The following is a 14760-nucleotide window of genomic DNA, read 5'->3' as shown; positions in this document are numbered from 1 at the left end:
GTCCGACCGCAGCGATAGGAAGATGGGGCTCGATCAGAGTCCACTGCTCGTCGGTGAGATCGCCTCGCGCCATGACTGATGGCCTATCAAGACCGGGCCTCCACGCGCAGGCGATCTACCGAACTCGTGATCCGGACTCCAGACAGGACCTAGTGATGCCGACAGCGGTGTCGGTGTTGTGGGGGACCGCCGTCGAGGCCGTGTCGCCACCGATCACCGCACCCGCCATCATCAGGCCGCGCACGAGGGCGGGGTCCGCCTCCGTACTCCCCGAGTTCTGAACCCTCCGGCCCCCGGCAGATTCAGGCGCCGGGACGGGCGTTGGGGTGGTGCACGGCGGATTCCCGCTCGGTGTGGGCCTGTTCGGGGTGGGGGTGTGTGGTGGAACCGCCGTTGCCGTAGCCGCCCATGCCATCCATCGCGATTAACCAAGGGATAAATGGGCTGAAAGTTCTCATGCGGAAGTCTTGCAGCCGGAAAGGTGCTGCTGCGATGCCCCGGGCTGTGTAAAGCTCCAGAGGGGGCTTTTTCGGATGTTTCTCCACCCATCGGCTCGGCGTTCGGCAACGAATGAAGGGTCGAGGGGGACGAGCGGGTCCAGGGACGGGGCACAGCGGTGGGCCCGCCTCCTAGAGGAGAAGCGCATGACCACTCACCACGTCCGCCGTTCCGCCGCACTCGCGGCAGCAGCGTTCGCACTCCCCATCGCCTTGGGCGTGGCAGCCCCGGCGTTCGCCGACTCGCAACAGGCCGATCCCTTCGGGCCGGCCTGCGCGTCGGTCCCCAAGGAAGGCTCCGGCAGCCTCGCCGGCATGGCCAAGGACCCCGTGGCCACCGCCGCGTCCAACAACCCGGCACTGTCGACCCTGGTCGCCGCCGTCAAGCAGGCCGGCCTGATCGACACCCTCAACAACGCCAAGGGCATCACCGTGTTCGCGCCGACCAACGATGCGTTCGCCAAGATCCCGAAGGCCGATCTGGACAAGATCCTGGCCGACAAGGCGGAACTGACCAAGATCCTGACCTATCACGTGGTGGGCGAGAAGATCACGCCGAAGCAGCTTGCCGCAGGCACGTTCACGACGCTCGAAGGCGGCTCGCTGACCACGGCCGGGTCCGGCGAGAGCTTCACCGTCAACAACAAGGCGAAGATCGTCTGCGGTGAGGTCCAGACCGCGAACGCGACCGTCAACATCGTCGACACCGTCCTCACCCCGAGGTGACGGCACCGTCCCGGCCCCCTTCCGCGAGGTCGCGGCCCTTGGCCGTGCGACCTTGCGGGGGCCGGGCAAGCCGGTCTGTCGAACGGCCGGGGAGTCTGGACAGGCCGGGACGCGATTCCTGCCCAAGATGCCGAGCCGCAGCTCTGTGACTAGCCTGGGGACGTGAGAGCCGCAACTGCGGCGAGGATTCCCGCCCGCGGTGACGCGCGACAGCGCGAGGCTCGATCTGTGCGAGCCGGCCCAGAAGGTCCGTGGCCGAATGGCCGCGTTGACGGCGGAGATGCGCGCAGCGCACCCCAGGCGGGCAGGTGGGCATCTGCCTCGCCCTCGCCCCGCGTACACCCCTTGCGCGAGAAGGTATCGGCTCCGTGCCGCAGTGCGGCACACCATCGAGAAGGGTTATGACCATGCAAGTACTGAGAGTGAAGCGACTCTTCGCGGTATCCGCCATCGGTGTTCTGATGGCTGGTGGCGCCGCCCTCGGAGCGGCCGGCACCGCCTCCGCGGCAACCCCGACAACCGCTGTTGCCTACGTCAGTCACGGCGGCGGCTGGGACCACGACAACGGCGGCCACCACGGCTGGGACAACGACAACGGCTACCACCACGGCTGGTACGACAACGACGACGACTGGGGCGGATGGAACGGAGGCTACGACCACGGCTGCTGACGAGCTGAGCAGCAGGGTGTGGAACGGACGGGCTGCGCGCGTTGACAGGCGGCCCGTCCCTTGTCAGAGCTGAACGTCCGTCTGGCATCCAACAACCGTCCTCCGGACCCGGCGCACCGTCGGGACCCCCCAGGCCAACAGGTCCGTCTCCGTGGCCTCCGTCGCCTCCGTGGCGACGCTCGCCCCGGCGCACCCCGCCGCCCACACGCTCACCCCGCCGGCTCCGGCTCCGGTACGTGCTCCAGTCCCGAAGACCAGCCGGCGCCGGGGGAAGGTCGGCCTCATCGGCATGGGCATCGCGGGCGGACTCGTTCCCAGCCCCTCTCCGCGCTCGTCGTCCTGCTCGGCGCGGTCGCCCTGGGACGCACGGCCTTCGGCGTGGTGCTGGTCATCGGCTACGGCCTCCGGATGACCTCCACCCTCGCCCTCGCCGGGCTCCTCCTCGTCCGCGTCCGCGAACGCCTCGAAACCCACCGAAGCGCCCACGCCCTCCGCGAGCGCAGGCCCGCTCCGCGTCATGCTCACAACAGCCGCCGCATACGGCTACACCCACTTCGTCCTGGACACCTCCCGCGTCACCTTCTGCGACTCGGCCCTGGTGAAAGTCCTGGAGTCGTGGACCGCCATGGGCCGCACCTCGCGCCTGGAGAATCCGCTCCTGAGCGCCGCCGTAGGCGGACTCCCCTTCCCCCCCCGGGGCTACGCCTACGCCCCAGCGGTCTGCCCGCGAACTCCCCGACCGCCGGACAGGCCGAGAGGGTACGCACGTGATGTTCAGCCTCCTGACCCTCACGCCGATGCTCCTCGCCGCGCTCCTCGCCACACGCGGAACGGCCGGCAGGCACCGCAGAGGACACAAGCCGCCGCCTCCCCTCGTCAGGCACGCCCGGCCTGGTGATTGCCGCCCGCCGCAGCCGTGACGGCGTTCGCCTGAGACCGTCCTTGTACGGCCCGCTCCGCTCTCTGCCTCGTGCCTGCCCGTCAGATGAACGGCCAACTCCGAGCTTCCAGGCCAGGACCGCGCCACCGGTATCCGTCGCGCAGAGCGCGGCCCAGCCAAGAGCTGTGGAAACAAAGAGCGCTTCTCCCCTCCGCGACCTCGTGCACGGTCAGGGACAGCTCCTGGTCGAAACCTCACACGGCGGCGTTGATGGCCGGTACTGCGTGCAGATCTACGAAGGCCCCCGCCCCGCCGGCTCGGGCTTCCCCGGGCCCCGGTGGGCACGGCCGCACTGCACCGGCATGCGGAAGCCTCAGGCTGGAGGCCGGTCGAGCAGTGGGCGGCAGCGGGGAGTGGTCGACACGGTGAAGTGGTCGACCCGGCGCAGTACCAGCGGCCACCACACCAGTCGTAGGAGCCCCTCGATGAACGCCGGTACCGCACGTGGTTGACGCTCGGCAGGACCGTTGCCTGCGCCTCCTTGGCCCTGCCGTGGAGGCGCGCCGGCCGTGTCAGCGAGCTTCTGGCGCGTTCTCGCGGAACTCCATCAAGGCCGGCGGGCCGCTCAGCGCCAGGCGGCGGGTCTCGCGTAGCTGGAGCAGGGGTGCAGCCGCGTACATCCCCAGGATGACCTGCCCGGACGGATACATCCGGGGGGCGACGCCCTGCCAGCGGACCCAACCTAAGTTCGAGCCATGACAACTGATCACGACAGTGCCCGGCAAGTAGTGGTGCGGCTGGACGGCGTACACAAGGAGTACGGCGACGCGAAGGCCTTGGACGGACTCTCGCTGGAGATCCGGGCGGGCGACGCGGTCGCGGTGATGGGCCCCTCCGGCTGCGGCAAGTCCACCTTGCTCAACATGGTGGCCGGCCTGGACCGGCCGACCTCGGGCACGGTCGAGGTGCAGGGCCACGACCTCGGGAACCTCGACGAGACCGGCCTGGCGCTGTTCCGGCGGCGGAACGTCGGCATGATCTTTCAGTTCTTCAACCTGATCGACGACCTGCCCGCTCTGGACAACGTGGCGCTGGCCGCGCAGTTGACCGGTACCTCGGCCCGGCAGGCACGCCGTCGTGCCCTGGAGCTCCTGGACGAACTCGGCGTCGCCGAGCGACGGAACAACTATCCGGCGACGCTGAGTGGCGGCGAGCGCCAACGCGTAGCCGTGGCGCGGGCGTTGATGAACCGCCCCGCCCTCCTTCTCGCCGACGAGCCGACCGGGGCCCTCGACAGCCGGTCGGGCGAGCAGGTGATGGATCTGCTGATCGACCTCAACCAGATCGGCCAGACCCTGTTGATCGTCACCCATGACCCGCAGCTGGCCACCCGCTGCGCCAGCCGGCTGATCGAAGTCGCCGACGGCCGGGTCGCCCGTGAGAGCAAGCTGGAGGTGACCGCGTGAGCGCCGTATGGAGAGCGTCGCGCGGGGCGGTGAAGCGCCGTCGGCTCCAGACCTTCGTCATCGGACTCGTCGTGCTCTGCTCCACCACGACCGTCCTGCTCGCGCTGGCCCTGTTGACCGCCGCCTCGAGCCCGTTCGACAAGGCCTACGCCGAACAGCGCGGTGCCCATACGGTGGCGGCCTTCGACACGGCCAAGGTCTCGCAGGAGCAACTGGCGCGGACGGTCCGGCAGCCCGGGGTGGAGGCAGCGGCCGGACCGTTCGGACAGGCCGTCGTCGACATCCCCAAGGACTGGCTCTGGATGGCGGGCGGCACCCTCACCGTGGTGGGCCGGGCGGACCCGGCGGGGCCCGTGGACAGGATCGAGCTGCTGGAGGGCCACTGGGCCGCCGCGCCCGGCGAGATCGTCGTCAACTGGTCCGTCCAGGGCTCCCCCGGGACGGAGCTCCTCGGCGCCAAGCTGAAGACCCCGGGCGGACCGACGCTGACCGTCGTCGGCTTCGCCACCAGCATGAGCCAGTCGGCGAGCGCCTGGGTTTCGCCCGAGCAGATGGCCGCGCTGCACCCGGCCTCCGCCCAGATGCTCTACCGCTTCACGGACTCCTCGACCGAGGCCCAGCTGAACGCAGGGCTGGCCCGGGCCACCACCGGGCTTCCCGAGGACTCGCTGACCGGCGCCCAGACCTACCTCACCCTCAAGCAGGCCTTCTCCGCGCTGGCCGACTCCTACCTCCCGTTCATGACGCTCTTCGGCGTCCTCGGCCTGCTGGTCTCCACCCTGATCGTCGGCAACGTCGTCAGCGGGGCGGTCGTCTCCGGGTACCGGCACATCGGGGTGCTCAAGGCCCTGGGCTTCACCCCGAACCAGGTGGTCGCCGTCTACCTGAACATGCTCTCGGTACCGTCGGTGGTCGGCTGCGTGCTGGGGACGCTGGCCGGCAACGCGCTCGCCGGGCCCATCCTGAAAGTCGCCTTCACCGGCATCGACGTCGGCCGGGCCTCGATCGGCGGAATCAGCCCGTGGTTGTCCGTGGCCTGCCTCGTGGGCATGCCCGTCCTCGTCCTCCTGGCCGCGCTGGTCCCGGCCCTGCGAGCACACCGGCTGTCCGCCGCCCAGGCGATCAGCGCGGGCGGCGCCCCGCGGACCGGGCGCGGGCTGCGCGTCCAGCGGATGCTCGGCGCCACCCGGCTCCCGCGACCGGTCAGTCTGGGCCTGGGTCAGCCGTTCGCCCGCCCCGGCCGCACCCTGCTGACCTTGGCCGCCATCGTCCTCGGGGTCACCACGGTGTGCCTGTCGACCGGCCTGACCAGCACTTTGCTGGCGTACGGCAACGTCGGGAGGGAGGACGGGGGCGCCCGGATCCGGGTGACGACCGAGGGGCCGGGCAAGGACCGGACCCCGCCCCGGCTCGGTGACGTGCAGATCGAGGAACAGCTGCGCTCACTGCCGGGTGCGCGGGGCGTACGGGCCCGCGCCCTGTCCCAGGCGAATATGACGGGACAGACCCAGCCCGTCTTCGCCGACTTCTACCGCGGGGATGCGTCCTCGTACGACCACAGCATCGTCGAGGGCCGGGCACCTGCCGCGGCGGGCGAGATCGTGGCCGGGCCGGCCTTCCTGACCCAGCGCGGACTGCAGATCGGCGACCGGATCACTCTGGAGCTGAACGGCAGGAAGGTCACCGCCACCGTCGTGGGCCGGCTGGTCGAGGGCAACGCCCGTGCACTGGACGCCACTTGGGACACCCTCGTCCGGCTCTCACCGGCCACCCGCGCCATCGAGTACACGGTGCGGCTCGCCCCCGGCGCCGACGCAGCCGCCTACGCCGAGGCCGTCGCAGCGCTCGACCCGGGCCTGCACGCGTCGGTGATGGACTCCGCCAACGCCGGCACGGCCACCGTCATCGCCTTCTCCACGGTGTTCACCGTGCTGTTGACCATCGTCGCCGCCCTCGGCGTCTTCAACACCGTCCTGCTGAACACCCGTGAGCGTCGAAGGGACTTGGGCATGCTCAAGTCGATCGGCATGACCCCTAGGCAGGTGGTGGTGATGACGGTGACCTCGGTCGCCGGACTGGGCGCGATCGGCGGTCTGCTCGGCATCCCGCTCGGGATCGTAGCCCACCGCCTGGTCGTGGACCATGTCGGAGTGGTCGACTTCCCGGAGCGCATGAAGGACGTGTGGCATGCGCCGCAGCTCGCCGCGATGCTCTTGGCGGGCGTGGCGATCGCCGTCCTCGGCGCCCTGATCCCGGCCCGGTCGGCGGCCCGCATGACCATCGCCTCGGTGCTGCACACCGAGTAGCCCCGGACCGTCGCCGCTCGTCTACGTGGACGCGATGGTCTCCGAGGACGGCCAGGCGCCGTTGGTGCTGGCAGCCACCGTCGGGATCGAGGGGTTCCCCGAGACGGTGGATCTGTTGCTGGACCGCGGAGCGGATGTGAACGCGGTGATGAAGCGCGGTGCTGGTGTCGGTGCCCTTCCCGGTTTTGACGGTGACGGTCTTGCCGGCCCTCAGGGTGAAGGTGGCGAAGGTGTCAGTCCCTGAGCAAGGGCTCCGGGACAGGCTCGTGACACAACGTCACCTCTTGGTGTCTGCTCACCTTCATCACCCCGTAGGACACGAGAGAACGTGGCAACTCGCCCGCCACGGTTCGTGGCGGGCGAGTTCGGGGAAGGCCGGCGGACCGGTCTCCCGTGCGGTCATCGGCTCAAGGAAGCGGGATCACTTGCCCAGGTAGGCGTTGACGATCGTGACCTCGGAGACATTGCCCTGCTTGTCGGTGACCTGGGCCCGGAAGGAGATCCCTTGGGCCTTTTCGGGGTTCCGGACGAAGAACGCGCCGTCGTTGACCTTGGCGTGCTTCCAGGTCCTGCCGCTGTCGTCGCTCACGGAGATCGTCAGCGACTTGAGGTTCTTCCCGGCGGCCGAGCCCTGCACGGTCACGGGGATCCTGGTGACCTTGCCGGCGGGGGCGCGGGAGGAGATGTCGAGCGGGGCGTGGAAGCGCACCGTGGAGACCGGGAGCGCGGTATGGGCTGCGACCTGGCGGGAGCGGAAGGTGAAGCTCGTGTCGATGCGGGTGGAGACGGCGGAGACGGCCGGGGGCCGCTCGACGGAGGTGGTCAGCCGGTATTCGGCGTCGGCTCCGTCGACAGTGAAGGGGTCCCAACCGCTCAGGGGGTCCTCGTTCTCGGCGACCTTGACGCCGTTGCGGTACAGGATGGTGGCGGTTTTGGTGAGCGCGGAGGAGCCGGCGTGGCCCGCGCCGTCGCCGAAGAGGGGCACCGAGGCGGCGATGGTCTGCTTGCCAGTCTCCGGGTCGGGCGCGGTGCGGAACACGCCCAGGCCCTTGCCCAGGACCGGTCCGAACACCCCGGTGTTGAAGGTCTCGCGGTGGGAGGAGCCGGCCGCGTAGCGCTTCGGCTCCAGGGAGGCCTGTTCCGTCTCGACGGGCTGGTAGCCGTCCTGGTCGGGGGCGCCGAGCTGCCAGAACCCGCTCCGCCAGGTGGCGCCGTCGAGGGCGGAGAGCAGAAGCGTGCGGGTGCCGGGAGCGGGTTGGACGGCCCCGTAGGAGTCGCCCTCACGCATGCCCGGCAAGGTGGGGGTGGCGTAGGCGAAGCCGGATTTGCCGGGGGCGGACGCGCCCATGTCCACAGAGAGTTTCGCCAGCTCGCTCGCCCGCACGTGCCGCGTGTACCCGGTCGCGAGGCGGTCCGTCACGCCGCCGAGCGCAACGGAGTACTGGGTCGTCGGGTCTTTGAGGAAGCTCGCCTGCCAGCTCTGCGTGAGCGAGGCGTCGGTCACGGCCGGCCCCATGTGGGCGGTGCGGAATCCCGTGTACCCCTTGGGGAGGATCCAGCCGTTGCCGATGTAGCCGTCGCCTACTGCCTGCTGGTAGTACGGCTGGGCGAAGTCTGCTGTGGCCAGACCGGGAACGGTGATGTCCACCGGCTTCGCCGTGCGCGCGTCGACCGTGACCGTGGTGGCTCCGGAGACCTCCAGCCGGGGCTGGACAAGCCAGTCGACGCCCTTGGTCAGGTCCGACTCGTCCTGGTACACGGCGCCTTGGAGGGCGTAGGTGCCCTTGGGCAGGCGAAGGGTGCGGGGGCCGGCCTCGTTGCTGACGCCCGCCCATATGCCGGAGGCGGCGCCGCCGATGCCGAACAGGGAGTGGGCGAAAGCGCGGGCGGCAGCGCCGTCGCGGTCGACGGTCGCGACGGTGACGTCGTATGCCTCGGCCTCACGGACGGTCGCGGCGCCCGTGCGCACCGACTGGCCGCCGCCGGTGGCGGTGACGTAGGCGGAGAAGGCGCCGTCGGTATCGCCGAGCCGGGTGTCGGCGGTCAGGCCGACCTCGGCCCGGCCGCCCGCGGGCACGGTCACCTTGGCGGCGCCGAGCGCGAAGAATCCGGCCGGGGCGGGCTTGCCCAGGGCGTCGGTGCCGGTCACCGCGAGGTCGAGGGTGATGTCGGTGGTGCCGAGGTTGCGGTAGGCGATCTTCTTGGTGAGCGGCTCGTCGTCGGCGTGCGGCCACTGCGCTGTGCCGAGGGACACCGACGGCTGCTCGGCGATCACCGTTTGGGAGAGGGCCTTGTCCACTTGCACGCGGCCGGTGCCCTGCTGCTGGACGCCGGCTCCGTTGTCCTTCGTGGAGGCGGTCAGCGCGCCCTTGAGCTCGGTCCCGGTCCAGCCGGGGTTCTTCTGCTTCAGCAGCGCTGCGGCTCCGGCCACGTGCGGAGTGGCCATGGAGGTGCCGCTGAGCTGCAGGTAACCCGGGGCGGGGTGCTTGGCCCCGGGGTCGGTGTCGAGCATGCTGCCCGGCGCCGCAGCGGCGGTGACGGCGACGCCGGGCGCGGTGAGGTCGGGCTTGACCGCGCCGTCGCCGACGCGCGGGCCCCTGCTGGAGAACTCCGCGAGGACGTCCTTGCCGTCGACGGCGCCGACGGTCAGGGCGGCGTCGGCGCTGCCGGGCGAGCCGACGGTGGACTCGCCGGCGCCGTCGTTGCCCGCGGCGACGGCGAACAGGACGCCCTTCTCAGCCGACAGCCGGTCGACGGCGGCCTCGACCGGGTCGACGCCGGGGAAATCCCGGCTTCCGAGGCTGAGGTTGACGACGTCCGCGCCCTCGGCGACGGCCCACTCCATACCCTCGATGACCGCGGAGTCGGTGCCGTTGCCCTGGTCGTCGAGGACCTTGCCGCTGATCACTTTGGCGCCGGGCGCGACGCCTTTGAGGGCTCCGCCGGACGCGGCCCCGGTCCCGGCCGCGATGGAGGCCACGTGGGTGCCGTGGCCGACGCGGTCCGCGGTGTCGGGGGAGTCGGAGAAGTTCCTCTCCCCGACGACTTGGCTCTTGAGGTCCTCGTGGGTCTTGTCGACACCGGTGTCCAGGACGGCGATCTTCACTCCGGTGCCGTCGAACCCGGCCTGCCAGGCCCGGTCCGCGCCGATCTGCTTCGTGCTCTTGTCCAGGCTCGCCTTGCGCACGCCGTCCAGCCAGACCTTGCCGATGCCGGCGCCCGTCGTACGAAGGCCGCGCGCCGTGGGGTCCGTCAGGGCCTCCCAGACCTTCGTGGCGTCTGCGGGCGAGGCCTCGACTGATTCGGCGTTGACGGTCTTAAGGGCGTGGCTCGCCCCGTTGCCGGCGGCGGACCGCAGTTCGGTGCGAGCAGCGCCGGCGGCGCCCTCGTACTGGACGATCAGGCCGAGTCCGCCGCGGTGCAGTGCGCGCAGGGTCGGGTCGGCGAGCGTGGTGACGTCGAAGAGGCGCCGGTCCAGCTTGCCGGCGGCCAGCAGGGTCCGGGCGTCGGCGGGCAGGACCAGGGTCCGGCCGTGGGCGCGTTCGACCTCGACCGGTACGCGTTCACGGCCCTTGCCGGGCTCGAAACGTACGACGGCGCCGCTGCCGTTCACGGTCACCCGGTCTCCGGTGATCAGCGTGACGGTCACGGGGGCGCTCGCGGTGCGGGCGGCCGGGGTGCCCCCTGAGGGGGAGGCGGCGGATGCCGCCCCCGCGGGGCCGGTCAGCCCCGTGGTGAGGGCGACGACGGCGACGCTGAGGGCGAGGGCCCCCGCAGCGCGTCGAGGCTTGCGTGTCGGTGTGAACAACTCTGCTCCTGTGGCAGGCGCATGCTGCGGCATCAACCGTGGCCTGCGCCCCGTCGTGTGGCGTACATGGCGTACGCGGGTGTGAGTGGCGTCGTGGTGACACCGGTCGCTGGGACCGGGAGCCCGTGTCCCACCGGCTCCGTGGGGCAGAGGCGGGGTGGGCGCGGCGGGGCGGTCCGGGCCGTACGGCGACCGGGGTACGGCAGCAGTCCACCGGCTCGCGGATTGTTCAGCAGCCTCGATCCGAGCGGCTGAACAATTGTTTTCCGTGGCCGCGGAGGCCCTTGTGGCCGTTGGGGCCACCCTCTACGGTGGAAACGATCTTGATCCCGGGGGAGGGGAGCGGCGTGCGAAGTGGCGCGGGAAGGCCGGAGAAGGCGCTCGACCCACAGGCCGGGCCGACCGCCCGGTTCGCCGGTGAGCTGCGCGCACTGCGCCGCGCGGCCGGCTCCGTCGCCTACCGGGAACTGTCCGTGCGGGCCGGCTATTCGGTGACCGCGCTCTCCCAGGCCGCCGCCGGGAACCGGCTCCCGAGCCTGCCCGTGACCCTGGCCTACGCCGAGGTCTGCGGCGGCGACCGGACGCAATGGGAACGACGGTGGCGCGAGGCCCAAGCCGAGACCGAAGCCGAGGCCCTGGCCTCCCTCGCGCTCGGCGCCGACGGCGGCGGCACCGCGCCGTACCGGGGCCTGACGCGCTTCGAACCCGAGGACGAGGCGGTGTTCTTCGGCCGGGAACGCCTGATCGACGAACTGACGGCCCTGGTCGCCGAACACCGCTTCGGCGTCGTCCTGGGCCCCTCCGGCAGTGGCAAGTCCTCTCTGCTGCGGGCCGGCCTGATTCCCCGGCTGCGCCGTTCCGCGTCGCCGCTGCCGCCCGCCGCGGCCCTGCGCGTCCTCACCCCCGGTGAGCACCCGATGCGGACCCACGCGCACGTGCTCACCCCGGCCGCTGGGGACGGCGAAACCTGGCTGATCGTCGACCAGTTCGAGGAGGTCTTCACCCTCTGCACCGACCCCGAGGAACGACGGGACTTCCTCGCGGCCCTGCTCGCGGCCCGCCGCCCCGGCAGCCGGATACGCGTGGTGCTCGCGGTGCGCGCCGACTTCTACGCGAACTGCCTGGCCCACCCCGCCCTGGCCGAGGCCGCCCGAGCCGCGACCCTCCCCGTGGGCCCGCTGACCGCTGAGGAGATGCGCGGCGCGATCGTGCGCCCCGCGGCGGCCGCTGGTCTCACTGTCGAACGCGCCCTCACGGCCCGGCTCGTGGACGAGGTCACCCGCGAACCGGGCAGCCTGCCGCTCCTCTCCCACGCCCTGCTGGAGACCTGGCGGCGGCGCCGCGGGCGCACGCTGACCCTGGCCGGACACGAGGCGGCCGGTGGTCTGCGCGGCGCCCTGGCCCAGACCGCCGAGGAGGTGTACGCGGAGCTCGGCCCCGACCGCGCCCGCGTCGCGCGTCGGCTCCTGCTGAACCTGATCACCCCCGGCGACGGCGCCCCCGACACCCGGCGGCCCGTTCCCCGGAACACGCTGGTGCCTCCCGCCTCGCCGGAGGCCGCCGAGGCAGGGGCCGTGTTGGACCGGCTGGCCCGGGCCCGGCTCGTCACCCTGGACCGGGAAGTCGTGGACCTGGCGCACGAGGCCCTGATCACCGCCTGGCCGCGGCTGCGCGGCTGGATCGACACCGACCGCGAACGGCTGCGCCGCCACCGCCGGTTGACCCAGTCCACCCAGAACTGGCTGGCCCGGCGACGCGACGCGGGGTCCCTGTTGCACGGCGAGGAACTGGCCGAGGCCGAGGCCACGTTCGCAGACGACACGGAGCGCTGCGCCGAACTGAGCCCGGTCGAGCGGCAGTTCCTGCGTGCGGGCCTCGCGTCCCGGGCCCGTACGCGTCGGATCCGTCGCGGTGCGGCCTCCGTCGTCTCCCTCCTCCTCGTCCTCCTCACGGTGGCGAGCACGACCGCCTGGCAGCAGGGCCGTGACAACGTCCGCCAGCGCGTCGACGCCGAGATCCGGCGGGTCAAGGGGGAGGAGGCAGCCGCAGTTCAGGTCGCCGCCGTGGCTCAAGGCCTGAGGGCCTCGAATCCGGCGCTGGCGATGCGGCTGAGTGTGGCCGCCTGGCGGCTCGCCGAGACCACCGAGACCCGGTCGGCGCTGGTGGCGGCCTCGGCCCAGGCGGAGTCCGGCGCCTACGACGTGCCGGACGAGGCCGGGCCATGGAACTCCTACCCCGCGCTCCCGGTCCAGCTGAGCGCGGACGGCAGGATCGCGGTCACCGTCGACGCGGACTCCGTACACGCCTGGGACGTCGCGACGAGGACGGCACTCGGACCGGAGATGACCTTCGACGGGAAAGCTCTCTTCCGCGGCATCTCCCCGGACGGCCGCGCCGCCCTCGTACAAGGGGCCGGGGAGAAGGCGGACCCCGGATCCGGGGGCGGAGCGCGTCGGCTGGACCTGGCGTCCGGGACGGCACTCGACACCGAGCCCCGGCCGGCGGGCTCGTCGGTCGCCTGGACAGCCGCCGAACAGGTCATCGCCAACCTGGACATGGACGGTGCCGCCGGCCGGCTCTCGCTCCAGGACGCACGGACCGGCCACACCCTGCTGGAGGTGCCGACCGAGCGGCACCCGATGTGGGCCCTCAGCCCGGACGGCCGCTACCTGGCCCTGTGCGCCAGGGAATGGGACGCGGCGAACCCCTACGAGCGGGCCGACGTACCCCTGAGGGTCTGGGACGTGACCCGGGGCGCAGAGCTGCCCGCCACCCGGCCCGGCGCCTGCGCGGTCGACTCGTTCGCCTTCACCGGCGACGGCGCCGTCCTCGTGACCAGGGCGCCGGAAGGCCTGAGCCTGTGGGACCCGATCACGGGCCGGGAACCGGCCCGGATCGACCACCCCGGCCTGACCGAGGTGACCACCAGCCCCGACGGCCGGTTCGCCGCCGCCGTCGACAGCCGCGAGATCCTGATGTGGCGGCTCGCCGCGCCCGAACGGCCGGTCTTCCGGTACTCCCTCGCCAGCGGCGCCGCCTCCCAGCTCAGGATCGACCCGAAGGACGGTGTGATCAGGTACCTGACCGAACGCCGCCTCGGGGACACCATGGTGCGTACGGTCTCCTACGGACCGGCCGCCACACCGGACTGGAACCCCGAACCGGCATCGACGGGCACCTTCAGCGCGGACGCCACGACCCTCGCGGTCGACCGGCGTCAGGGCGACAGCTCCTGGGCCGAGGCCTACGCGGTCGCCGACAGCCGGCGTACCGCCCGCACCCCGGCGGCCCACTGCCCGAAAGCCGCAACGGAACCCACCGCGAAGCCTGCGGAACACGACTGCCGGGACCTGCTCGCGCTCAGTCCCGACGGGCGAACCCTCGCCCACGCCCGAACCGACTTCACCGAAGGCTCCGACGACGGGAACGCACAGCGGCCGACCGCCCAGGAGCCGACCCTGTGGGACGTCCGAGCGAACACGGCCCGCCCGCTCACCACGGACCCGGCAGCGCCGTTCGGCGCCCGGATGCCCATCACGGGACTGGCCGTCTCACCCGACGGCCGGTCCCTGCTCACGACGCGCGCGGGCATGGACACCCTGGACGTCCGGGACCTGACGAGCGGACGCAGGACCCGCCCCCAGGACCTCACGAAGGACCGGATCTCCCCCGTGGAGAGCCCACGGAGCGACCGAGCCTCCTCGGTCGCGGTCCGCCCTGACGGCCGACTGCTCGCGACCACCTCGGGCACCTTCGACATCCCCACCGGCCGGCGCACCGAGCGGGCCCCCACCACGGAACGGGGCGGGGTGATGACCTACAGCCCCGACGGCACACGCCTGGCAGTCGGCGACGCGACGGGCGGGGTCACACTGTGGGACGGGGAGGCCGAGCGACGCCTGGCCACTCTTCCGGCCGGTCTCGACTCGATCGGCCCCGCCACGATCGGCCTCGACACGGAAGGCCCGGACTCCGTAAGGGCCGTCACCGCCCTGGCCTTCTCACCCGACGGCCGGACCCTGGCCGTGGCGGGCGCCTCCGGCGGGCTGCGGCTCTGGGACCTGGACTCGGGCAGGCCTCTGGGATCACCGCTGCCGACCCCCGGAGACAGGATCGTCGCCGTAGCCTTCTCCCGCGACGGCCACACCCTGCACAGCGCGGGTGAACACAGCACCGTCCGCACCCACCAGGTGGCCCCGGCCCGGCTCGCGGAGTCCGTCTGCACCCGCGTCGCCGGAACCGGACTCTCCCGGTCCGAATGGCGCACCCACTTCCCGGACCTCCCGTACCGCAAGACCTGCTGACCTCGGCCCCACCCCTGCCAGAACACCACCATGTACAACGGGCCCTTACCGCCGTGCGGCCGAGGCGGGCTCTTCGGTGAGGCGGGAGTCGGCGACCGTGAG

At 71.9% G+C, this 14760-nt stretch carries 8 protein-coding genes; 6 read left to right on the top strand and 2 right to left on the bottom strand.

Features of this window, described 5'->3' with window-relative positions:
- The first annotated feature begins 644 nt into the window (after positions 1–644).
- Positions 645–1223, top strand: coding sequence for a fasciclin domain-containing protein (locus OTB20_RS17970; protein WP_267818683.1), 579 nt, complete (start codon positions 645–647; stop codon positions 1221–1223).
- Between the two features lie 407 nt (positions 1224–1630).
- The gene (locus OTB20_RS17965) at positions 1631–1894 is read left to right on the top strand and encodes a hypothetical protein (RefSeq protein WP_267818681.1); all 264 of its coding nucleotides are present in this window, start codon (positions 1631–1633) and stop codon (positions 1892–1894) included.
- Between the two features lie 63 nt (positions 1895–1957).
- Here OTB20_RS17965 and OTB20_RS17960 read toward each other — a convergent pair whose 3' ends face one another.
- Positions 1958–2419 (bottom strand): hypothetical protein, encoded by a 462-nt coding sequence (locus OTB20_RS17960; RefSeq protein WP_267818680.1) that lies wholly within the window; start codon positions 2417–2419, stop codon positions 1958–1960.
- 1110 nt (positions 2420–3529) lie between these two features.
- Between OTB20_RS17960 and OTB20_RS17955 the strand changes: the two genes are divergently transcribed.
- Genes OTB20_RS17955 through OTB20_RS17945 form a run of 3 tightly spaced genes read left to right on the top strand, consistent with a single transcriptional unit; the run spans position 3530 to position 6790 of the window.
- Positions 3530–4240 carry an ABC transporter ATP-binding protein gene (locus OTB20_RS17955; RefSeq protein WP_267818679.1) on the top strand — a complete coding sequence of 237 codons (711 nt, stop codon included), beginning with the start codon at positions 3530–3532 and terminating at the stop codon, positions 4238–4240.
- On the top strand, positions 4237–6546 hold the full coding sequence (locus tag OTB20_RS17950) for an FtsX-like permease family protein (protein ID WP_267818678.1): 2310 nt from the start codon (positions 4237–4239) through the stop codon (positions 6544–6546). Before OTB20_RS17955 ends, OTB20_RS17950 begins: the two co-directional genes overlap by 4 nt.
- A 34-nt stretch (positions 6547–6580) precedes the next feature.
- On the top strand, positions 6581–6790 hold the full coding sequence (locus OTB20_RS17945) for an ankyrin repeat domain-containing protein (protein WP_324290392.1): 210 nt from the start codon (positions 6581–6583) through the stop codon (positions 6788–6790).
- Positions 6791–6967: 177 nt separating this feature from the next.
- On the opposite strand, the gene OTB20_RS17940 is transcribed toward OTB20_RS17945, so the two are convergent.
- The gene (locus OTB20_RS17940; protein WP_267818674.1) at positions 6968–10354 is read right to left on the bottom strand and encodes a S8 family peptidase; all 3387 of its coding nucleotides are present in this window, start codon (positions 10352–10354) and stop codon (positions 6968–6970) included.
- Between the two features lie 347 nt (positions 10355–10701).
- Here OTB20_RS17940 and OTB20_RS17935 point away from each other — a divergent pair, with 347 nt between their 5' ends.
- Positions 10702–14658 carry a DNA-binding protein gene (locus OTB20_RS17935; protein ID WP_267818672.1) on the top strand — a complete coding sequence of 1319 codons (3957 nt, stop codon included), beginning with the start codon at positions 10702–10704 and terminating at the stop codon, positions 14656–14658.
- Positions 14659–14760 lie beyond the last annotated feature (102 nt).

This window comes from Streptomyces sp. H27-H1, assembly GCF_026627445.1.
Taxonomy (GTDB): Bacteria; Actinomycetota; Actinomycetes; order Streptomycetales; family Streptomycetaceae; genus Streptomyces.
This window is presented reverse-complemented; position numbering and strand designations above follow the sequence as displayed.

What these genes read in the sequence shown, in the direction of transcription:
- OTB20_RS17970 (WP_267818683.1), top strand. Translation starts at nt 645, where the DNA reads ATGACCACTCACCACGTCCGCCGTTCCGCCGCACTCGCGGCAGCAGCG.
- OTB20_RS17965 (WP_267818681.1), top strand. Translation starts at nt 1,631, where the DNA reads ATGCAAGTACTGAGAGTGAAGCGACTCTTCGCGGTATCCGCCATCGGT.
- OTB20_RS17955 (WP_267818679.1), top strand. Translation starts at nt 3,530, where the DNA reads ATGACAACTGATCACGACAGTGCCCGGCAAGTAGTGGTGCGGCTGGAC.
- OTB20_RS17945 (WP_324290392.1), top strand. Translation starts at nt 6,581, where the DNA reads ATGGTCTCCGAGGACGGCCAGGCGCCGTTGGTGCTGGCAGCCACCGTC.